The sequence below is a fragment of the Caulobacter sp. GW821-FHT09A05 genome, from assembly GCF_059418465.1.
This window is the reverse complement of the sequence record NZ_JBWKPX010000004.1, coordinates 133,426-153,909: the sequence shown is the minus strand read 5'-3', so window position 1 is coordinate 153,909 and position 20,484 is coordinate 133,426. Positions and strand designations below refer to the sequence as shown.

At 64.2% G+C, this 20,484-nt stretch carries 18 protein-coding genes; 11 read left to right on the top strand and 7 right to left on the bottom strand.

Going from position 1 to position 20,484, the window contains the following annotated elements:
- Positions 1–16 precede the first annotated feature (16 nt).
- The 9 genes from pseH (at position 17) to AC07NX_RS05330 (ending at position 10,474) form a co-directional block, all read left to right on the top strand.
- A complete protein-coding gene (gene pseH / locus AC07NX_RS05370; protein WP_494639784.1) occupies positions 17–571 on the top strand; it encodes a UDP-4-amino-4,6-dideoxy-N-acetyl-beta-L-altrosamine N-acetyltransferase in 555 nt (184 codons plus the stop codon).
- Positions 572–662: 91 nt separating this feature from the next.
- Positions 663–3,503 (top strand): autotransporter outer membrane beta-barrel domain-containing protein, encoded by a 2,841-nt coding sequence (locus AC07NX_RS05365; protein WP_494639782.1) that lies wholly within the window; start codon positions 663–665, stop codon positions 3,501–3,503.
- Positions 3,504–3,580: 77 nt separating this feature from the next.
- Positions 3,581–4,252 carry a hypothetical protein gene (locus tag AC07NX_RS05360; RefSeq protein WP_494639780.1) on the top strand — a complete coding sequence of 224 codons (672 nt, stop codon included), beginning with the start codon at positions 3,581–3,583 and terminating at the stop codon, positions 4,250–4,252.
- A gap of 16 nt (positions 4,253–4,268) precedes the next feature.
- Positions 4,269–4,652, top strand: coding sequence for a hypothetical protein (locus AC07NX_RS05355; protein ID WP_494639778.1), 384 nt, complete (start codon positions 4,269–4,271; stop codon positions 4,650–4,652).
- A 138-nt stretch (positions 4,653–4,790) separates the two neighbouring features.
- Complete coding sequence (gene ssb / locus AC07NX_RS05350; RefSeq protein ID WP_494639776.1) at positions 4,791–5,300, top strand: single-stranded DNA-binding protein; 510 nt, start codon at positions 4,791–4,793, stop codon at positions 5,298–5,300.
- A gap of 128 nt (positions 5,301–5,428) precedes the next feature.
- Positions 5,429–6,619 carry a tyrosine-type recombinase/integrase gene (locus tag AC07NX_RS05345; protein ID WP_494639774.1) on the top strand — a complete coding sequence of 397 codons (1,191 nt, stop codon included), beginning with the start codon at positions 5,429–5,431 and terminating at the stop codon, positions 6,617–6,619.
- Positions 6,620–8,116, top strand: coding sequence for a site-specific integrase (locus AC07NX_RS05340; RefSeq protein WP_494639772.1), 1,497 nt, complete (start codon positions 6,620–6,622; stop codon positions 8,114–8,116).
- The gene (locus AC07NX_RS05335; protein WP_494639770.1) at positions 8,109–10,052 is read left to right on the top strand and encodes a hypothetical protein; all 1,944 of its coding nucleotides are present in this window, start codon (positions 8,109–8,111) and stop codon (positions 10,050–10,052) included. Before AC07NX_RS05340 ends, AC07NX_RS05335 begins: the two co-directional genes overlap by 8 nt.
- Positions 10,053–10,063: 11 nt before the next feature.
- Complete coding sequence (locus tag AC07NX_RS05330; protein ID WP_494639768.1) at positions 10,064–10,474, top strand: hypothetical protein; 411 nt, start codon at positions 10,064–10,066, stop codon at positions 10,472–10,474.
- A 1-nt stretch (position 10,475) separates the two neighbouring features.
- Here the strand turns inward: AC07NX_RS05330 and AC07NX_RS05325 are convergent, their stop codons facing one another.
- The 6 genes from AC07NX_RS05325 to AC07NX_RS05300 form a co-directional block, all read right to left on the bottom strand.
- The gene (locus AC07NX_RS05325) at positions 10,476–12,089 is read right to left on the bottom strand and encodes a S8 family peptidase (RefSeq protein WP_494639766.1); all 1,614 of its coding nucleotides are present in this window, start codon (positions 12,087–12,089) and stop codon (positions 10,476–10,478) included.
- 1 nt (position 12,090) lies between these two features.
- A complete protein-coding gene (locus AC07NX_RS05320; protein WP_494639764.1) occupies positions 12,091–13,122 on the bottom strand; it encodes a trypsin-like serine peptidase in 1,032 nt (343 codons plus the stop codon).
- Entirely contained in the window at positions 13,119–14,354 is a 1,236-nt protein-coding gene (locus tag AC07NX_RS05315; RefSeq protein ID WP_494639762.1) for a hypothetical protein, read from the bottom strand. The genes AC07NX_RS05320 and AC07NX_RS05315 overlap by 4 nt, the downstream gene beginning before the upstream one ends.
- Positions 14,355–14,445: 91 nt before the next feature.
- Entirely contained in the window at positions 14,446–15,690 is a 1,245-nt protein-coding gene (locus AC07NX_RS05310) for a M23 family metallopeptidase (RefSeq protein WP_494639760.1), read from the bottom strand.
- Between the two features lie 128 nt (positions 15,691–15,818).
- Positions 15,819–16,628 carry a hypothetical protein gene (locus AC07NX_RS05305; protein ID WP_494639758.1) on the bottom strand — a complete coding sequence of 270 codons (810 nt, stop codon included), beginning with the start codon at positions 16,626–16,628 and terminating at the stop codon, positions 15,819–15,821.
- 11 nt (positions 16,629–16,639) lie between these two features.
- Positions 16,640–18,382, bottom strand: coding sequence for a S8/S53 family peptidase (locus AC07NX_RS05300; RefSeq protein WP_494639756.1), 1,743 nt, complete (start codon positions 18,380–18,382; stop codon positions 16,640–16,642).
- A 510-nt stretch (positions 18,383–18,892) separates the two neighbouring features.
- On the opposite strand from AC07NX_RS05300, the gene AC07NX_RS05295 reads away from it, so the two are divergent.
- Positions 18,893–19,324, top strand: coding sequence for a hypothetical protein (locus AC07NX_RS05295; RefSeq protein WP_494639754.1), 432 nt, complete (start codon positions 18,893–18,895; stop codon positions 19,322–19,324).
- Positions 19,325–19,351: 27 nt separating this feature from the next.
- Here AC07NX_RS05295 and AC07NX_RS05290 read toward each other — a convergent pair whose 3' ends face one another.
- A complete protein-coding gene (locus tag AC07NX_RS05290; protein ID WP_494639752.1) occupies positions 19,352–19,552 on the bottom strand; it encodes a helix-turn-helix transcriptional regulator in 201 nt (66 codons plus the stop codon).
- Between the two features lie 123 nt (positions 19,553–19,675).
- Between AC07NX_RS05290 and AC07NX_RS05285 the strand changes: the two genes are divergently transcribed.
- The gene (locus AC07NX_RS05285; RefSeq protein ID WP_494639750.1) at positions 19,676–20,320 is read left to right on the top strand and encodes a hypothetical protein; all 645 of its coding nucleotides are present in this window, start codon (positions 19,676–19,678) and stop codon (positions 20,318–20,320) included.
- Positions 20,321–20,484: the final 164 nt, after the last annotated feature.

Here is a 20,484-nt window from a genome sequence, read left to right as displayed (position 1 = left end):
GGAGAATCGACCCGGTATGATCGAGCTTCGCGATCTGACGGACGGCGACGAGGCGGTCCTGTTCCAATGGCGGGGCGAGCCGGAAGTCGATCGATGGATGTCCGACGCGGCCTTTCCGAGCCGCGAGGCCCATGCCGCCTGGTTCCAGGCCCTGCGGACCGATCCCGACATGCGCGGCTGGATGATCGTCCGCTCGGGCGAGCCCTCGGGCCTGCTGACCCTGACGGGCCTGCTCAGCCATCACCGCCGGGCCGGCTGGAATTGGTTCCTCGGTTCGGCCGAGGCGCGGGGCAGGGGCGTGGGCCGCGCCGCCCAGGTGCTGGGGCTGGACCGTGCTTTCGGCGAGCTGGGCCTGCACAAGGTGTTCGCCGAGGTCATGGCCGACAACGACGCGGCGCTGAAGGCCCAGGCCGCCTCCGGATTCCGGCGCGAGGGCTATCTGCGCGGCCATGTCCTCAAGGACGGCCAGCCGCGCGACGTGGTCCTGCTGGGCATCCTGGCCGAGGAATGGCGCGAGCTGCGCGGCGAGGTCCGGCGCTCCCTGACCGACGCCCACCTGATCGCGGCCTGAGCGGCGCTTCTTCATACCTCTTAACGAAACGTCAGCGTTCATCGCCGACACTCGGAATCAAGGGGCGTAGTGCGTCCCGGTGGGACCCGCTGTGATCACTTTCGATTCCAGTCTGCTGCTCGGTTACTACCAGGCCAAGACCGCTGGCCTGGCCGCGAACGCGACCGCGTCGACCAGCGGCGCCTCCACCTCGTCTTCCTCGACCAAGGCCGTGCCCAGCGCGCCCTGGACCGGCGTGACGACCGAGCCCAGCGACCTGGTCAAGGCCGCCCTGAACGGCCGCAAGTTCGTCGACGAGGGCGCGGCCCAGGCCGCCGCCCCGACGATCAGCGGCGACTACAAGAAGCTGTTCGCCGCCTACCAGGCGCTCAACACCCTGTCGGCCATCGCCAATCGCTCGGACGAGAAGGGCGTCACCGACAGCGAGATCAAGCGGCTGCAGGCCGTGTTCAGCAAGGGGCTGAACGAGATCAACAGCTATGTCCAGAACCTCAGCACCGACGGCATGCGCCTGACGACCGGCGCGGTCATGACCAGCGACAAGTCGACGGTCGGCGTGCCCAAGAGCAACTACACCTACGTCACCAACAAGATCTACAGCGGCCAGGTCGACGACGAGGTCCCCACCTTCAAGGGCGCCGTCAGCTTCACGATGAGCATCAAGAAGTTCGGCGTTTCCACCGACGTGACCATGGACCTGTCCGAGATGGGCGCCACGCCGCGGACGATGGCCAACGTGGTCAGCTTCTTCAACGACAAGCTGGAGCAGGCCGGCTTCGACACCCAGTTCGCGGTTTCGCGCACCGTGGGGGCCGAACGCACCACCACCGTTAACGGGCAGACCGTCAAGCTGCCGGCCACGGGCGACGACTTCGCCCTGCAGGTGAAGGGCGACCTGACCGAGACCCTGACCTTCTCGGCCCCGGTCCCGAAGCCGGCCGTCTACATCACCACGGCGGCCGGCAATCCGGACCCGGACAAGAACACGACCACCGACGACGCGGTGATCGAGAACACCCTGACCAAGTATGGACCGGGCGCGGGAGTCACGCCGGGGACCAAGGTGTTTTCCGACACGCTGGAAGGCACGGTCAGCACCGTCCACAAGACCATGACCGGGCCGGACGGCTCGCTCTATGTGCTGGCCGACGTCGACGGCACGACCAGCACCCAGACCATCAAGGGCGACCAGGATGTCGCCCTGCTGAAGTACGACTCGTCCGGCAAGCTGCTCTACGCCCGCACCCTGGGGGCGTCGAACACCGCCACCGGCTACAACATGGCCATTTCCGACGACGGCCAGGTGGCCATCGCCGGTTCGGTGGCCGGCGGCCTGTCCGGCGCCACCAACGGCCCGATCAATTCCGATTCCGCCGGCACGCTCACCGACAGCTTCGTCACGCTCTACGACGCCAAGGGCGACGAGACCTGGACGGTCCGCCGCGGCGGCATGCTGGAGGACGCGGCCACCGCCGTGGCCTTCGGCGAGGACGGCGTCGTCTATGTGGGCGGTCGCACCAAGTCGGACATTCCCGGCTCGGCCACCGGCGCCACGGCCGGGGGCTATGACAGCTACCTGACCGGGTTCGCCACCGACATCTCCGGCACGCCCAAGGCGCTGTTCACCACCCATTTCGGCAGCGAGAACGACGACACCGTCGCCGGCATCGTCGTCGACGGCGGGAAGGTGGTGGTCGCCAGCAAGGAAGGCAGCGAGGCGATGCTTCGCAGCTTCGACGTCACGACCAGCGTCGTGACCGAGAACCGCACCTATCTGAACGACAAGGAGGTCTGGGTCACCGAACCGACCACCTACACCAAGGCGGCCACGTTCACCGCGGGCGCGACCCGCGACCTGGGCACGCTGAAGGGCGGCAACATCGCCGGCCTGACCATCGACAACGGCCAGCTCTATATCGGCGGCTCGACCACGAACGGGGCCCTGGACGTCAACAACCAGACCAAGGCGGCGTCCGGCGGTTCCGACGGCTTCGTGGCCCGGATGTCGCTGGACCTGACCGACAGGAGCCAGGACACCCTGGCCTATTACGGCGGCACGGGCGACGACACGGTCACCGGCATGGCGGTCGCCAACGGCCAGGCCTGGCTGGTCGGCTCGGCCGGCAAGGACCTGGCGGGCCAGCCGACGGTCGGCGACAAGGACGGCTATGTCGCCCAGATCGACGTCGCCACCGGCGCGGCGACCTGGGAGCAGCGTCTGACCGGCAAGGACGGCTACGCCACGGCGACCTCGATCGCCGTCGACGCCTCCGGCTCCAGCGCGCTGGACATCTTCGGCATCCCGCGCGGCACGATGGACTTCACCCAGACCGACAAGATCGTCTCGGCGACCTCGGCTCGGGCCGGCGACACCTTCCAGGTCCGCACCCGGGCGCGCGGGACCCTGACCACGATCAAGATCGCGGCCGACGACACCCTCGACACCCTGGCCGACAAGATCCGCAAGGCTACGGGCTACGCGGCCAAGGTCGAGTTCAGCAGCGTCGGCAACAACCGCACCCTGCGGATCAGCCCCTCCCAGACCACCTCCACGGTCGAGATCCTGCCCGGCAAGGGCGGCACCGACGTGCTGGAATCGCTGGGGCTGAAGCCGGGCGTCGTGCGCAACACCAAGACCGACCATGGCCAGACCGTCTCGGCCGACGGCAAGGGCCCGATCTACGGCTTCTCGCTGGATACGGGCCTGGACCTGACCGACGACGTCAACCGCAAGGCCGCCGTCGCGGCCATGACCAAGGCCCTGTCGGCGGTGCGGACCGCCTATCGCGAGATGGCCGACACCGCCAACGGCGTGAAGCGAGCCGACGCGACCGCTTCGTCGGGCCGCGTCGACGGCCCGGTCCCGGCCTATCTGACCAACCAGATCGCCAACTACCAGGCCGCGCTGAACCGCCTGACCGGCGGCGGCTAGGCGCCTCGGCGCCAGCCTTCCGCGCCTTCTTCGCCCTCGGACTTGAAAGCGTCATCGGCGCGTCGTAGCCAGGGATCATGGAACTTCTCAAAGATCGACGCGTGTTGCTGGGCGGGGGCGCGGCCCTGGCCCTGATCGCGGGCCTCGGCATCGCCCTGGCGCTGATGCACGGCGCCAAGTCGCCGGCCGAAGACCCGCCGGCCTCGCGCTCGGGCCTGATCGTCGAGACGGGAAGGGCCGACGACACCAAGCTGGACGCCAGCCGTCCGCTGCGCTGCTTCGTCGGCGGCCAGTTCGTCGGCGAGACCACCTTGGCCGAGTGCGCCAAGAAGAACGGCGTGGCGACCGGCGCCCTTGACGTCGGCGTCGACGAGACCGGGGCCCTGGCGGCCGCCGACCAGGCCGGGCTGGTGCTGACCCCGCTGCCGCCCCCCGCCGAAGCGCCCACCGTGCCCGCGCCCGCCGCGACCCCGGCCGTCGCCGCCCCGGCGACGTCCAGCGCCCCCCTGGCCGTCTGCTGGCGCTACGCCGGCGGCGAATGGCGCAAGCTGCCCGGGGAGATCACCGTCAACGCCTGCGCCCAGCAGATCTCCAGCGGCAAGTGCGAGAAGGCCGGCGGGGCGACCTACGGCCGCTGGGGCGACGAGACCATCCGCCTGGTGCCGGGCAAGGTCGAATCCTCGTCCGACAACCGCACCTTCCATGCGATCATCGACCTGGGGCCCAACTGCTCCATTCCGTCGACCTAAAGCGAGCTGCAAGATCATGCGCCTTCCCGTCGTCGCCCTCTCGCTCATCGCCGCCGCCGCCGGCCTGGCCGGTTGCGAGAAACAGACCAAGGCCCCGTTCCAGGCCGGCGTCTGCCTGCACGTGATCGAGCAGAAGGACGGCACGCTGAAGTTCAATCCGGTGGCCCAGAACGTGCCGAGCCTGGAGCTTTGCGCGGCCGAACTGGAGGGCATGCGCCTGCGCTTCGTGCGCCTGGGCAGCCCCAACCGCGAAATGACGGGCGCCTACCAGGGCAAGTTCATCTTCCTGCAGAAGGAAGGCATCTATCTGGGCGACACCTACGAGGGGGCCCGGTTCATGTCGCTGGTGCGCACGGGCGACGGACGCCTGGCGGTGCCGGGGGCGATGCCTGCCCAATAGGCGTCGCAAAGCCGGGGATAACCTCAGGGCTCCACAGGAACATTTGTGGAACAAAGCTTGATTTCGCTTTTAAGAACCCGTTAACGTCCGCCCAGATGCCGGCGCGTTGGTCGCCGGGCGTGAAAAGGAATCTTCCCCATGGCGGGCAGCGTCAACAAGGTCATTCTGGTCGGCAACCTCGGGGCCGACCCCGAGATCCGCACCCTCAGCTCGGGCGACCGCGTCGCCAACCTGCGCCTGGCCACCTCGGAAACCTGGCGCGACCGCACCTCGGGCGAGCGCAAGGAAAAGACCGAGTGGCACCGCGTGGTGATCTTCAACGACAATCTGGTGAAGGTGGCCGAAAGCTATCTGCGCAAGGGCTCGACGGTCTATATCGAAGGTGCGATCCAGACCCGCAAATGGGCCGACGCCTCGGGCGTCGAGAAGTATTCGACCGAAATCGTGCTGCAGAAGTTCCGCGGCGAGCTGACCATGCTGGGCGGCCGCGGCGACAATGCCGGCGCCTCGCCGAGCGGTGGCTATGACGAAGGCTACGCCGGCGGCGGTGGCAATTTCGGCGGCGGCGGCGGCGGCGCGCCGCGCAGCCAGCCGAGCGGCCCGCGCGAAAGCTTCTCGGCCGATCTGGATGATGAAATCCCGTTCTAGCCAACACCAATCTTGTAGACGTCAATAAGTGGCCAGGTTCCTTTGAATCTGGTCACTTTTTTATTGCATCTGTCGCCCTCCGGACCAGCGCCATATCGTGGGTAAAACCTACCGGCAAAGGTGTGTAAATGAGCGGCGACACGAAGATACGTGTTCTTGTCCGATCGGACGGCGAGCGTCTCCCAGTGCTACTGGATCGTGCCACCGGCCAGCCTCTCTTCGACCCCACCGTTTACGTGGTTAGTCAGTTGCGAGGGCGCGCCGCCAACACCATCCATCAGCGGCTAGCTGCGTTGCAGGTGCTGTTTCGGTTTTGCGCCACGCGTGATGTCGACCTCGCCCGGCGAGTCGAGACTGGGCAGTTGTTTGCGGCCTATGAGCTCGACGCGTTGGTGGCGATGGCTAGCGCCCAGGCGGAGGTCGGGCCCCGTACGAACCGTTTCCGAAAGAAGGGGCTATCTCGGGAAACGGCGGCCAACAGGCTGCGCGCGTGCCGATCATATCTCTCCTGGCTGATGAATCGGCGACTCCATCAGCTTGCCCACTCTGGAGCCGACTATTCTGCGTATCAGATCGCTCGGGACAAAACCCTCTCGGACTTTGCTGCGCGATTGCCGTCCGTTCGGCTCAACAATGCCAAGCGCAGGGGGCTCACGGTGCAGCAGCGCGGCGCTCTGCTCGAAATAATCGCCCCAGATAGTCAAAAAAACCCTTGGTCGGGTAAGGCGGCCCAAGTCAGAAATTTTCTGATTATTCGATTATTCTACGATCTCGGCCTTCGTCGAGGTGAGCTGCTCGCGTTGCGGTTAGAGGATGTAAATGTTCGAGAGTGCCGAATTAGCATTCTGCGTCGACCTGATGATGTCCGCGACCCACGACGACGCCAGCCAGTAGCTAAAACAGAAGAGCGGATCCTTGAGATCAGTAACGAATTGGCTGGAGAAATCTCCAAGTATATCGTTCAAATCAGATCGGCAGTGCCCGCGGCCCGGAGGCATGGGTATGTTTTCGCGGATGTACATAGAGGATCGCCACTAACTGTCTCTGCCTTAGACAAGTTATTCGGAAAGTTGAGGTCGCTAAATGATCTGCCAGATGACTTAACAAGCCATGTTCTTCGGCATGATTGGAACGATCGTTTCTCGCTCCTCATGGACCAGAAGCGCGTCAAGCCTGCTGACGAGTTGCGGCTGCGCAAATATCTCCAGGGCTGGAGGTGGGACGGATCCGCGCAACGCTACAATCGACGCCATATTGAACGGCGTGCCAATGAGGCTCTGCTGGGCATGCAGGGCTACCTCGCTCAAGGCGGCCAGTAGATGAGGTATGAGGAGCGGAAAGGGGAGTGGGCCGAGCTGCCACACACAGCCGTTTCAACCGACGGCGCAGAATTTCTCACCAATGCGGAGAGCTGGCGGTTTCGAAGTGGGGTGCGCGAGGTCTTTATAGACTTCAATGCCTTGGAGGGGTGCTCCACCAAGCTTGTATCGGCATTTCGAGGCCTGATGCTTTGGTATGTGCAAAGCCGTTCAGCATCACATGCCCAGGGTATATATCAGAGATTTCTACACTTCGTCCGCTTTCAAAATAAAGGCGAAGGAATCGAAGAAATTACTGCAAATCATATAATAAGTTACCGAGCTGCCCTCGCTCCCGAACACAAATGGTACCTGACTACCCTGTCCGGTGCGTTAAGGCGTTGGGTTGATCTCGGCTACGGCGGCGTTCGAGACGATGCATATAAATTACTAAAAGAGCTGAGGCTGGCGGGAAACAGGAAGGGTGAAGCTGTTCGAACCGCCTGCCCAATATCCGGACCTTTAACGGATACGGAATTCACGGGCTTGCTGACCGCTTGCAAACATGCCCTGCGTCATGAATTCATTACTAATGAAGAATACCTGATGGCCTGGCTTTGCATTGGTTTTGCAATCCGACCTAGCCAAATGGCAGCGCTAAAGCTCTGCGATATCGTACGCTCTGACCTTTTCGAGGGCGCTGAAGCGCTGAGAATTCCGAGAGCGAAACAGCGGAAACAGTCTATACGAGATGAATTTAAAGAGCGTCGTCTTTTACCCGAGTTGGTAATTCAGCTTGAGCGACAGCGCGATGATGTCACCGCCAGACTGAACTTGGAGTTTTGTCCCGGAGGTATGCCGTTATTTCCCGCTCTGAAACCTGTGGCCTCATGCTCACCGGGTTTCGAGTGGCATACGACTTCAAGGGAGATATCACAGCGCATAACTGGGTGCCTTGAGGGGCTCAATGTGCATTCAGAGCGTACTGGACTTCCTATGCGCCTCAACGCTGCTCGCCTGCGCCGGACGCTCGGGACTCGGGCAGCGGCCGAGGGGCGGGGAGAAATTGTCATCGCTGAAATGCTGGACCACTCGGACCTTCAGAGCGTCTCGGTCTACGTGGAAGCTCGTCCGGATATCATTGACCGCGTAAACGAGGCTGTTGCTTCTGCCCTAGCGCCGCTCGCTCAAGCGTTTGCCGGCGAAATCATCGACGAAGGTGCCAAGCATGCGTTCCCCGGAGGAAAAATCTCGGATCCACGCTTCGGCACGCGAAGTACGCTAGGTAAGTGCGCGTCAGGATCAGCTTGTTCTCTCGCAGCGCCCACAGGATGTTACACATGTCCTAGTTTTCGCGCTTGGCGAAATGGGCCTCACCGCGAACTTTTGCAGCATCTAATAGCCGAGAGAGAGCGCGTCAAAGATATATCTGGCGATCGCATTGCTGCAGTCAATGATCGCACAATCTTGGCAGTAGTCGAAGTTATATCCTTGTGCCGTGAGGGTGGTGATGTCTGAAATCACACCGTTTGTTTCGCGCATAGACCATTCAGCGTTAATCAACCTCAAAGAATTTATTGAATCTGTTCGCCAAGGGCCAAATCCGTTTGGTGAACATATCCGTTTCGAAGAGAACGTCTGGGATATAACCGGGACTAGTATGGGCAGCGGCCTTGGCCGGCAGCGGATAACGTTTAGTACTCTTGAAACTGCGGTCTCCAAGAGTCCAACTATAATTCGGGCTGATTTTCTGAATTTTGCCAAGGCATATATCGCTCATCGACAGGCGTTAACACCCGCCCGAAATCCGCAACAGCGTCTATCAGCGCTTCGGGCGGTCGATCTCGTTTTGCGACAATCTGAAGTGCACATAATTCATATAAGGGCAGACCACCTCGACCATATTGCGAAGGTTATAGGAGAGCATTTCAGCGCAGCAGGTGCTTATCGGATCGCGAACCAAGTTGAGCTTCTTTCTGAATTCTTGTGTGAATCTCGCCTTATCTCGGCACCTTTTCAGTGGCGCAACTCCATTCCGCGCCCGCGAGGGACGATTCGCGTTGGCCCGCAACATGCCGCGGCCAGGGCCAAAAAACTGCCATCAGGCACGGCGCTGGAGGCGCTCGCACTGGCGTTCCGGCGCGCGGTTCATCCGTCAGACCGTCTGATCGCGGCGACCGCAGCTCTACTATGCTCCGCGCCGGTCCGGATAGGTGAAGTGCTGCGCATGCGTGCTGACTGTGAGGTGGAGGACTGCACCGCCGCCGGCACTCCAGCTTATGGACTTAGGTGGTGGACCGAAAAGGGTGTTGATCCCGAGGTTCGATGGGTTCTGCCGGTGATGGTGCCGACTGCTAGGGCAGCGGTCGCCATCCTTCGGGAAGTGACGTCTGAAGCTCGGCGGATAGCGGGCTGGTACGCTAAGCATCCATCGGAAATCTACTTGCCGGCCCAACTAGCACATTTGCGAGGGGAGGGCTTCATTTCACTAGCCGCCGCCGATCAGCTGCTTGGTCTTGTAGCTGAAAAATGGGCCGCAAGACGCGGGCTCGCGGTCGTGCAAGTAGGGGGGCAGCCTCAATTTTCCTTCAAAGAATTTGAGCGATCTGTTCTCCTAGATATACCTGACGGGTTCCCGATATTCGATAAGGCGACAAAACTGCAGGCGTCGGACGCCATGTTTCTAGTTCAATTCAATGAGTTTCGCACAGACCGCGGCACATCAGCTTGTATGATCGAGGGCGTAACGCAGCAACAGATCAGCGACGGACTCGGCGCGCGGGTGAAGCACGGCGTGCCGTCGATGTTTATTCGTCTAGGTTTAGTGAATGAAGACGGGTCTCCTATCAAGATGACCACTCATTCGTTCCGCCATTACCTGAATACCCTGGCACAGCGCGGGTCTGTGGATCCTCTAGACATTGCCAAGTGGAGCGGGCGTGCATCTCCCGCACAAAACGCTGCCTACGATCACGTGTCTGCGGATGAATTGTTGGATGATTTAGAAATGGCGGTTGGCGTGGACGTCAACCCCTTGAAGATGCAACCTCCAGCCTCTCTAGAAGAATTCTCTGCTCTATCGACTGGCGCAGCTCACGTAACTGAGTACGGATTTTGCTTACACGACTTCGCCATGTTGCCGTGCCAGCTTCACCGAGACTGCTTGAATTGCGAGGAGCACGTTTGCGTCAAAGGTGACAAGAAAAAGGAGATCGCGCTTGAGCAAGTCCTAAATATCTCAAGAGACCTTCTCAAACGCTCCGAAGATGCCGCCGACCAAGGATACGAAGGCGTCGATCGATGGAAAGATCACCAGATTCGAACGGTGGAGCGGGTTCAGCAAATTTTGGCGATAATGCGGGACCCAGATTTACCAATAGGGACCGTGATACGGGCCGCACCAGACCGTTCGGGGGAGCGCCTCCCTTCGGTTTCGCAAAAGCTTTCGACGTGAGTGGGCCCGATATGAAGCGACGCGCCCCCAACTTGGGCGCTGATGACGTGAGGGCGATCGTCGCGATAATTGACGGTTGGTCTGAACCAGAAATAACCTGGCGCGCACTGTTGGAGCGGATTAGCGATGTACTGCACGTTTGGTACGTTCGCCAGACACTTCACAAGTATCCCCAAATCGCCAGTGCATTCAGTCGCCGCCGTGCGAATCCGACGATCGCTCCTGTCCCTTCCAGGGCCTCGATGGGTGACCTGCGACTGGCGAGAGATCGCATCGGCCGACTTGAGGCCGAGAACAAGCGGCTGATCGCCATGAACGACGCTCTTCTCGAACGCTTTGTGACGTGGTCCTATAATGCCAGCCTCTTCGGACTAGATGAGCTGAAGCTCGATCGACCGATCCCGCCTGCATCTCGCACCTAGTCTAGTTCTCTACGCGGGTGACGATTCGGATGACGTCGGCCGGCTTCGGCGTGAGCAGTGCATCAGCCACAGTCTCGCCGTCCAGTTGTCGTCCCGTCTGCGTGAACTGGAAGCCCGGAGACGCGTCGCGGCCCACGGTGCAGGTCTGGAACTCGGTGGGCAGGGCGCCGACCGCCGCACCGGGTTCAAAGGCCATCAGGAAGGCGCCAGTCTCGGTGCGCTTCACGGCGCCGTTCAAGGTGAGCCCGTGGTACTTGAGATTGCCATGGACCTTGTCCTCGATGCATGTCGCCAAGCTGGTCGGTATGCGGACAAGGCGACCGACCGCCGTGCGCGGTGTGCACACGGCGTCCGGACCCGGCGGGCACTCGCGGTACTCGATCAGATCGCGGCCGAGGACGATGGCGGCCTCGATATTGAGCTGGCTGCCATATTGGACGCACGGCGGCGGCGTCTTCTGCGGCTGGTTCCGATAGTCGAGTTGGCGCCTCGCGCAATCGATCAGTTTTGGCTCATAGCGGGAGGAAACGAGGAGGCGATTGCGGACCGCCGTCGCACTCCCCATCGCCCAGCGCGATCGTACGAGCGCGGCGGAAAAGGAAACGACCGCCGCGGACATCGAGGTGCCGCTAAGAGGCCGGGCCGACCCCTCGCCGTCCGGCCATGACAGGATCTCGCAGCCCGGCGCAGCGATTGCGACCGGACCGCCGTAGTTGCTGAAGTAGGAAAAGTTGCCGTTCCCATCGTGCGACGCCACGACTAGCAACTGGCCGCGCGGATCGGCCACCGTGGTCGGCGCCGCATAGACTTCCTTGGAAAGCTCCTGCCGGATGTTGCCTGCGGACGCGACGATCAAGGCGTCGTTCGGAAACTTTGGAAGCGGCGGCATGTCCGCCGCCTCCGAATACAGCCTCGCCGTGCTCATGTTGACGACGTCGGCCTGACCGTTGCGCTCCAGGAATTTTCCAAACGCTTCGACGGGATCGGCCTCCTGCGTGGGGACAAAGACCATCCGCATCCACGACTTCAGGCTGTTGGCGGTGCCCGCCTCGTCGTCCTGGCTGAGCAGCAGCCGGCGCACATTGGGCCGCCTCACGTTCTGCGCCTCATCGGGCGCCTGCCCGTCGTCGTACATGCCGCCTAGGATGATGCCCGCGATGAGTGTGCCATGGCTGTGCGCCAGGCGCAGAGGCGCCTCCGTCGAGACTGGCAGGGGGCGGAGGCGAGCGGCTTCGTTGCGCCAGGGCGCGAACTTGAGAACCGGCGCGTCGAAGAAGTTACGCGGGAAGTTTTTGGTGGGGAGCAGGGACTCGGTGGGGTTGTCGTCGTCGGTCCGCTGTGACCGATACCCCAGGAAGCCATTATCGACGATGGCGACCCGGACATCGCGAGGATGGTCCTCGAACATCGAGGCCGCGGCCGCCGCGCGTACCCGCTTCACCGAGAACGGATATTCGCCGATGGGTCCGGACTGGCAACCCGCGCGCTCGACAAGCTGATTGTTTTCAGCTTGCCGCGAAACCGGGATGGCGGACGCCGCGTTTGCTGGCGCAGGGAGCGGTAGCGCCAGACCGACGGCGGCGAGCAGGGCGGCGGCGCGCGCGGGTCCGATCATATCATCGCCTGCAGTTCGCGGTGGCGCTTGTCAGGGCGCCGCCGCAGACGGCGCGGACATTGGGCTTCTTCTTCACCCAGCCTTTCAGAAAGCCACGGAAGTCAGGGTCCGAGAGGGGCGACAGATAAGAGATGTAGGTGCCCTTCTCGCCCCCTTTGTCGGGCCCCACCGCCGAATTAACCGCCACCACCCGCAGGCCGTAGTCACTGTTGTCCTCCAGGATCGCATTGGCGAACGCCGCGCCGCCGGAGTCCCCGGGGCAGATGATCGCCGCGGTCGTGCCGATCCTTCCGCGCAGTTCGAGCCATCCGCCGCTCGACCCGGAGACACGGTTCAGGCCGACGTTCAGGACGCCCTTGTTCGGCGATGCGGACGTAATCTCGCCCTGCGCCAAGTCTGCGTCGGTGCAACCGTAGCCAGCGAGCAGCAGCTCGGTCTTTGCTGCAACGGCCGCCGCGATGGTAGAGATCGTCTCGGCCCGCAGGCCGAAGGCGCCTTCCAGTTCGCAGAGGGCGAAGTCGTCGGTGTTGCGCGTCGTGCCGAACCGATAGGGCGAGAGTACATAGGCCGGCGCCATGGTGCATTCGCGGATGCCGCGGACCTGGGTGCGCGCAGCGTTGGCGACCTCGCCGCCAGCCGTCTCCCATTTGCCGTCCGTCTCGATGTTGAGGTCGACGCAATGGGCGGCGGTGAGCAGCACGCGTGGGCCGATAAGCGTGGCGGTGCAAACCGCGCCGTCGTCAAGCGTCGCGGCGAAGGTCGCCGGCAGGCGGCTGATGCGGAAGGTGGTCAGCGCCCCGACGATCTGGCCTTGCGTCTTGTCCTTCGTGATCTGCTCGAAGGACAGGCGAGCCTTGGGCGCCACTTCGTGACGCACCAGGGTGCGACCGCCGGGACCGACGACGGTCGGCGCCGGCGGACGGGCAGGCGGCTTTGGTGCCGTAGCGTCCTGGCCGAAGCTCGGGCGTGCGAATAGCAGGGCGACGGCGAGCCCGCCGGCGCGCAAGATCTCAAGCTGTCGCGAACGCGTCATCGGCGCGCCTGTGTCGGACTGGTCGCCGCCTGCGCCGGGCTGGTCCCCGTTTGCGGTGGGGGCGGCGCGGCGGAGGCCACCAAGGTGTAGCTCAGCTCGTTGCCCACCAGGGTGCTTATCCGGACCTGCACCGAGCCAGTCCGCTGGAAGGTCAGCAGCGTTGAATAGTTCGTGGTGCTGGATCGCACGGTCGCGAAGCCGATCGGCGATTCGACGCCGATGTCCGTCATCATGATCCGCTGCGCAGAGAAACTCCGGGCTTGAACGCTCGAAGTGCGCACACGCACGACATCGCCTGCGTTGCCGGTGAGCTCATAGAGTTGGTAGGGGCGCTGGTTGGTCGATAGGACAGCCGACTTATGCGTCAAGGATCCCGAGAGCGTCTGGCCTACGGCAAGGGGCGTCGGGGCGGCAGGCGGCGGATCGGGCTCGGGGAGCTCCAGCATCGAGATGGAGAACTCACCCTTCGAACCCTTGTCGGTCAGGACCATCGCTTCGTAGCTGCCCCGCTCGAGCCGGCGGACCAGAAACGCGTCGCTGCCGGCGCCGCTGTCGAAATCGCGTTCGATGAAGGCACCGGCGCCGTCGGTGAGCTCAAGCGAAACATCTGTTAGGGCGGACCGCGCCGACAGGGCGACCCGCGTCTTGGCCGCGACCGTGAAACTGAAGCGATAGTAACGGCCGCCGCCTTCGCGCTTCGGGGAATCGCCGTTGAACTCGCCGGTCTTGGTCTCGCCCGATGCGATCGCCACGACCTCGGGCGGCGGGGGCGCCTTGCGCTTGAGGGTCACCAGTTCATAGACGCCGCGCCGCATGTCGTCGCCCGACACGAGGATGTAGTAGGTCGCAGCCGTCTTACTGCCCTTCGGCGTACTGACGAGGATTTCCGAGTTGGTGTCGCCGCGGGCCGGGACGTTGTCGTTCTCGTCGATCCATTTGCCATCCATGTCGTGGATTGCGATCTTCGTATCGAAGTCGTCCGACATCAGCGTCAGCAGGCCCGCATCGCCGGGCTTCACCACGACGCGGAAGACGTCGTTAACGCCGTCGCGCAGCTTGCCGACGTAGTTGGCGCCGATCTCAATCGGCTTGTTGAGACGTGCGGCGCGGGCCCATTCCGCGGGCGTTGCCGGCAGCGGCACGCCCGGCGGCTTTTGCGGGGCGTCCGCAGAGGCGTTCTGCACGACCGACGTGGCGGTGGAGTCCTCGGCGGCCGGGAGGTCCTGGGCCATGACCTGCCCCGCGCAAAGCGAGACGCCAAGGACGGACGGGGCGAGCAACGCGACGGCAAATCTCGGGCGCCGAGGCGGATGACGGGCTGCCTCAGCGGACATCGTAGGCCGCCACGAGAGAGGTGTAGGGAGGGACATGGGTCCAGCCTCGACCATTGATGTTCTGAAGGATTTCGAAGTGGAGGTGGACGGGCGTCACAGTTCCGCCGAAGTCATTGGACACCAGGCCGATCACCTGGCCCGGGGCCACACGGTCGCCGGCCCGGACCTTCAGCTGCGCCATCTCGAGGTGGAGGTAGTTGTAGTGCGTCCCGGAATCGCCGGCGAGCCGGACGGACCAGGGACCGATCTTGGCGATGCGGCCCGCTTCCACCGCGACGGCGGGGTGGGTCCGGTCCGCGGGATCGGCCGGCCGGATGTCGACGCCCTGGTGGCCGGACCCGGCCGGACACATCAGGGTCTTGTAGACGCGCCTCTCGCAGAAGTTATCGCGCCACGGGAAGGCGTAGTTCTGTGGGTTCTTCCACGATCCCGCCGGGCCGTTGCTGCCGCCGATCCCCCAGACCTGCGAGTTCAGATAGGCGGGGCGGCCCTGCAGCGGGAAGCGGATGCGCGGGGCGAAGATCGTGGTGGCGGTCACGCCGGCGCCGCTGTCCGTGACCAGCTTTCCCGGCGGTTCGGGCGGCTTTGTCATGGAGCTCGGCGGCGGGGCCGGCAGTGGCCGCGTGGCGGCCGCGGCCACGGCCACGGGCGCCGGACGTGGCGGCCCATCGCGGCCCCCCCCCAGGAAGTCGACGGCGTTCAGGAGCTTCTTGGCGTAGTCGCCGGTGAGGCAACGCGCGTCCTTCGCTGTGCGACATTCGACGGTGACCTCATAGGCGGCCCCATAGCGAACGACTTTAGCAGAGGCCGTCTGATCGCCCACCACGACGCTGTCGTTCTGGGTGTCGGACGCAGGCGACGTGGTGGTGTCCGCCGCGATCCGGGTGCCGGATACCGAGATGGTCGCGCCCTTCTCCACGGCCGAGGCCGTGTACTGCGGACCGTTGCCGACGAAGGTCATGGTCTTGTCGCGGAAGAAGATGCGCGGAACCAGGACCGGCACAGTGGTGGTGGCGATCTCGGGGAAGCGACGTCCGGAGGACGCGCCGATCGGTCCGGCCGGCGCTGGCCACGTCACGTCGGCCGTGCGGAAGGTGACCTCGGCGTCCTGCGCCGCGACGGGCAACGCGGTAGTGAGCCCGAGGCTCCCCATCACCATCGCCGCAAGCCGTCGTCGCGCGATGACGCTCGGCCTGGCGGAACGCGTTGCTGTCGTCTGACGTCCGTTCGGCATCCTCTCCCCCTTGCAGCCCACACGTCGTGCAAGCCGACGTGTCGCCCGTCTTGAACCTGTATGTGTCACTGAGCCGCGCCGGATCCGGCCCGACATACGGAGGTCCCGCACATCGAGCCGGCTCGGCCCTAGGACGCGTCCCGGGCCACGGTGGCACCCGCGGGCACTGTCTCGGCCGGACCGAAGCGCTGCTTCGCGGTGCTGGAGAAGCCGCTCGGATCGTAGGGTTGGATCTCGCCGGCGATGTAGAACTCGCCGGGCGTCGAGATCTTCAAGGTGGTGTCCGAAGTCCACTGTCCCTTCAGGCCGCCGCCGACAGAGCCGGTCATGTTGGCGGGCAGGGGGCCGTTCGGAAGCTTGGCCTTCAGGCCAGCGGCGACGGCCCGGCTGAAGGTGAGGTTCATCTCGAAGCCGCTGACCTTGAGCGCGCGGGTCATCACGAACCGGTCGCCACGATCGATATCGACCTTGGCCCCGTGCGTCGCGGGGAGCGCCTTGTGATAGGCCTCGTAGGCGCCTTCAGCGATCGGCACCCAGGCGACGGCACCGGCTTTGGCTGTCACGGACGTGGCCTTGGAAAACTCAGCCTCGGCCTCGGCCGACACCACATTGGCGTCCAGGGAGGCGTCGGCGCCGAACTTGAACGTGCTCGTCTGAGTGCCGTCACACGCAATCGGATTGTAGTCGGCGGTGAAGGCTTTAGGATCCGGCATCTGCGCTAGGTCCCAGCGCAGTCGGAACACCCTGTTGGCGTCCTTGCGCCAGATGGAGCCGACGCCGATGGCGTTGGAGGGACCGAAGAACAGAACCTTCGGGCCGTTCAGGTCCGACTTGCCGCATCGCGCAACAACGTCGGTCCAACCGGACTTGGCGGAGCCGCCGCCGCCGCCGCAGTCAGCAAGCGCGAGCGCGCCGATGGCCAGTACGAGGGTCTTCATCTGGTGGATCCTCATGGAAATTCGGAAAGAAGTTTGGGGATGTCGAGCCGTAGTTGGGCGTGGTCGCCGCCGGCCTCGCGCCCCGCAGTGACTTCGTCGAACAGGGCGCTGCGCCATGCGCGATCGTTGTCGGGTGGCGGCCGTAACGCCTCGCGCGCTGCGAGCAGCCAGGCGACCCGCGGGGCGGCGAAGCTTGTGCCGCAAAGATCTGTCGTCACCTGGCCGGGAAAACCGACCGCAAAGAGGTTCTTGAGCGACGGCCCGAGTGTCGTCGACTGGCAGGTCGGCTGGCCCGCTGCGTCCAGATTGACGACGGCGAGCACATCGCCGGGCGGCGTGGCACTGCGCGCGGCGAACTGCCGGCCCAGGGTGTAGAGGTCGCCCTGGCCCCCGCCCTCATTGCCGGCCGCCGCGATGATGGCGCCGCGGAAGACGGCAGGCATGCGCGGATCGAACCAGAGGTCGGGCGTGGTCCACGACAGGTTCACGAAACAGGGCTGGCCGGCGGCGGCGCCGTAGTAGCGGCAGAAGCCCAGCACGGCCTGGACGAGCCCGACGTCGGTGAACCGCGCCTGAGTGGGGTTCGTCGCCTGAATGCGCTGGGCGGTGTCCTTGGCGAGTTGCCGGGCGAGATAGACCGCGTCGCGGGGGACCAGCGCCTCGGGGCGCCCCCGCAGGGTCGGGATCAGCTGATCGAGCGCGATTAAGTGTTCGAACAGTTCGCGCGCGCCGCCCTGGCGCGCGAACAGGGGAAGGTAAATCACGCGCACCCGCCCCTCCGCCGGCTCGAGCGCTTCGAGTGGTGCGAGCGCGCGGCGGATGGATTGCGCGTGGCGCTCGCCCGGCGGCGGGGGGGCGCCCGTCCACGGTGCCGTCTGGGCGTTCCGCAGCGCTCCGCTCATCGCCTGATCGCGAATCTTGTAGTGCTCCCGTATCGTCGTCACGGCGCCAGCAAAGAAGTTCCGAGATTCCCGGAACGCGGCGTCATTGGGCCAGGAGTCGTCCAGGACGATGAGCACGGGGCGTTGTTTGGCGGGACGCGCGATCGTCTGCTTCAGGAGGCCCGCGTCCGACGCCGACAAGGCCGCCACGGGTTGGCCGGCGGCCACCGCCGTCTCGGCGAAGGTGATCTCGATCGGCGCGCTCTCGACCGTCGTGGTGCTGCGGGGTAGTCGCTGGGCGATCTGTGGCGAAACTTCCCGATAGACCAGCACCTCGGAGCTGGATCGCCTGGCGCCCGCCGCCGCGACCCCCGCGCCGGACACCTGGTGCTTGCTGTCGAGGAGCCGCTGATAGAGCGTTGCGTCGAGAGCGACGCGGGGCGCTGCGCTGCTGGTCGCGATGGGACCGCCGACCGGGGCGGCGGGAACGTCGGGGAGCTGAAGCTGTGGTGGAAGGACAGGCGACGAACGCGTCAGTCCATTGCGTTGCAGAATCTCCGCCTCGAACACCCTATAGGTCTTCGAGGCGGACGTGAGACCGAAGCGTGCCTCGACGATCCGTTCGAGTGTGTCGTGCGGGGCGGTGCGAATGGTGAGCGGCGGCGCCGTCCGCAGAAGCTCTTCCGTCTGAGCATCAGAGGTGAAGTTGGTATCGATCCGCTGACGAACGATGACCTTGGCGCCCGAGGTCAGCTCCGCGCCACTGAGGCGTGTTGGAGCGAGCAGTCCGGCGCAGGCCGACAGCAGCAGGACGACGGCGAGGCGACCGCGCGGCCTTTGTCCAACCGGATGCGACGCAGCCCTGCGCGACACCGTGATCCCCCCAGGACAGCCGCACCTGATCGCCGGCCGGTTGCAACGCTCCCACAATCTTAACCAAGAGTCGAGCGTCAGATGCGTTCTCCTGCATGCGTTTCTGGGCGGCGCAACCGCGCAGATTACGTCGCGTACAGGCTCCCGGACACTCTCGCCGACCCGTCGACCAGACCCTGCGGCGGAGGTCTAACCTCACCCGAGGATCGAGCTACGGAAACGTCGTCCATCGCGAGGTCTGGTCGAATGTCCGCTCTTTGGCCCGAAGCCAATGACCGCAAATGTTGGGGCTTTCGGATGCCGGCCCGTGCACGGGGTCTGCGGCCGGCGTTGAGGGCCGGCTTCCGAAAGCCTTCAGGGGAGGAAGCCGCGGTCAGTACGCCGAGCGTGTCAGGCTATGGCGATATCGACCCAAAGCAAGATCAAGGTCATCGATGCTATCGTCGGTCTTCTGTTGGAGGGCGGATCGGCATCGAAGGGCTATATCGCCAAGATTGTGGACCTCGTGGCGTGAGCGAGCATAAAGACCCGATCGTCAACCTCGCGGAAAAGCGCCCCGGGCACTTGGCCGCAGTGATCCTTCGCCAGAACCGAGGCAGGCTGGCCGAACATCGCCGCCCCGATAAGCAGGCCGCGGCCGCCAAGGACTATGTCCGCGCCCGCACGTTTCTGCGCGAATTTCGATGGAATCTGACCACGTTCCTGGCGCTGCTAGTCTACATTATCCTGCTCGCGACCTTGGCGTACCTGGCCAAAGGACCGGCCGCTCGGGATGAACTCATCCTGGCCGGTGTCACCGCCGGCGTCGCCATCATCGCCGTCATCGTCGCGTTTCGCCGCAGGGATCAGGCGCAACGACTTGTCGAGCGGGCGAATCTAGCCGCCGAGGCTCGCAAGGCGGCGGTGCTTTCCCGAACGCAGGATCTTGGACCATCAAGTTAGAGGCCGCCCCGTTCGCGCACGGGCGCACTACCTGCGCAGCAGGTCGGCTGGCTCGACTCCTAGCGCCACGGCCAATTCGTAGAGCGTCACGACGGTGGGATTGCGTCGTCCCAGTTCCAAGCCGCTGATGTATTGCTGAGCCAACCCGGAAAGCTCCGCGAAGCGTTCCTGGGTCAAATCCTTCTCCAGTCTCAGCCTGCGGACGTTCGAGCCGACGGTGCGACGCATGTCCATGCGCCGACCATTGGCCGAGCCCCAGGGCTTGGTTTATCAACTATATTATGTAAAGCGATCCCGCGGCGCGATCGACCCGGTTGGCCGCGAGCGGATTGGTTTCCAGGAACGGGCAAGGTGTTGGATAGCGGCAGTGTTTCAGCCAACGTCGAAATGACGCTGAGGATCGACGAGGAGACGATGGCCGCCCTCATTCAAGAGGGCATGCTGATGAACGACGGCGATGTCGACAGCACGATCCGGCGCCGGCTCCAGGAAGGCGTGGGTATGGCGAGAATCATGGGGTCTCGGGACCTGAAGCTCCGGCCTATCCACAAGAACGCTTTCAGCTTTCCGCTGGCGCTTGATCCTCAGCTCATCAAAGATCTCAACCAACTCACCGAGGAATGGGGATATGACCGAGACGTTGTCATCGCCACCATCCTGTCTGATGGCATATGCAAGCCGCTGGATGTCGTCGTCCGTGAGCGTCAGGCGGCGCCGGCGTTCGAACACGAGGTTCGCCGCGAACCGGGCAAGGGCAACATCTATCCCGTCGAACTGTTGATGCCGGGCTACCAGCTGGTTTTCGTGCGGATGCTGGCGGGGCATTTCGTCGATCGGGCGCTGGTGCTCGAGGAGGCCCTGCTCGCCCTCGCGCGCAAGATCGTCCGCGGCGATCCCGTTCTTGGGGCCCCGGTTTCGGCTGAGGCCTTCAGTTTCGCCCAGCGGATGGTGAGTTTTGCACCCCGCGACGGAAATGCGAGAGCCAGGGCCTGGTGAAGGTGCGATCAGCCCAACCGTGCCGGCCTTGGTCGATGGCTGGTTGCGCGAGGCTGAGCGACGCGGTTGGGCCGACCAGGAACTCGCCGCCGTGTTCAAGGTCTGAGGGAACCAGGCCAAGACCGACGGCACAGGGACAGTTGTCACGCGTCGATCTCGCCTTA

Coding starts and splice junctions, on each gene's coding strand:
- AC07NX_RS05315 (WP_494639762.1), bottom strand. CDS start 14,354: ATGGCCCAGGACCTCCCGGCCGCCGAGGACTCCACCGCCACGTCGGTC.
- AC07NX_RS05290 (WP_494639752.1), bottom strand. CDS start 19,552: ATGCGTCGCACCGTCGGCTCGAACGTCCGCAGGCTGAGACTGGAGAAG.
- AC07NX_RS05340 (WP_494639772.1), top strand. CDS start 6,620: ATGAGGTATGAGGAGCGGAAAGGGGAGTGGGCCGAGCTGCCACACACA.
- AC07NX_RS05335 (WP_494639770.1), top strand. CDS start 8,109: ATGTCTGAAATCACACCGTTTGTTTCGCGCATAGACCATTCAGCGTTA.
- AC07NX_RS05330 (WP_494639768.1), top strand. CDS start 10,064: ATGAAGCGACGCGCCCCCAACTTGGGCGCTGATGACGTGAGGGCGATC.
- AC07NX_RS05360 (WP_494639780.1), top strand. CDS start 3,581: ATGGAACTTCTCAAAGATCGACGCGTGTTGCTGGGCGGGGGCGCGGCC.
- pseH (WP_494639784.1), top strand. CDS start 17: ATGATCGAGCTTCGCGATCTGACGGACGGCGACGAGGCGGTCCTGTTC.
- AC07NX_RS05305 (WP_494639758.1), bottom strand. CDS start 16,628: ATGAAGACCCTCGTACTGGCCATCGGCGCGCTCGCGCTTGCTGACTGC.
- AC07NX_RS05345 (WP_494639774.1), top strand. CDS start 5,429: ATGAGCGGCGACACGAAGATACGTGTTCTTGTCCGATCGGACGGCGAG.
- AC07NX_RS05355 (WP_494639778.1), top strand. CDS start 4,269: ATGCGCCTTCCCGTCGTCGCCCTCTCGCTCATCGCCGCCGCCGCCGGC.
- AC07NX_RS05320 (WP_494639764.1), bottom strand. CDS start 13,122: ATGACGCGTTCGCGACAGCTTGAGATCTTGCGCGCCGGCGGGCTCGCC.
- ssb (WP_494639776.1), top strand. CDS start 4,791: ATGGCGGGCAGCGTCAACAAGGTCATTCTGGTCGGCAACCTCGGGGCC.
- AC07NX_RS05310 (WP_494639760.1), bottom strand. CDS start 15,690: ATGCCGAACGGACGTCAGACGACAGCAACGCGTTCCGCCAGGCCGAGC.
- AC07NX_RS05325 (WP_494639766.1), bottom strand. CDS start 12,089: ATGATCGGACCCGCGCGCGCCGCCGCCCTGCTCGCCGCCGTCGGTCTG.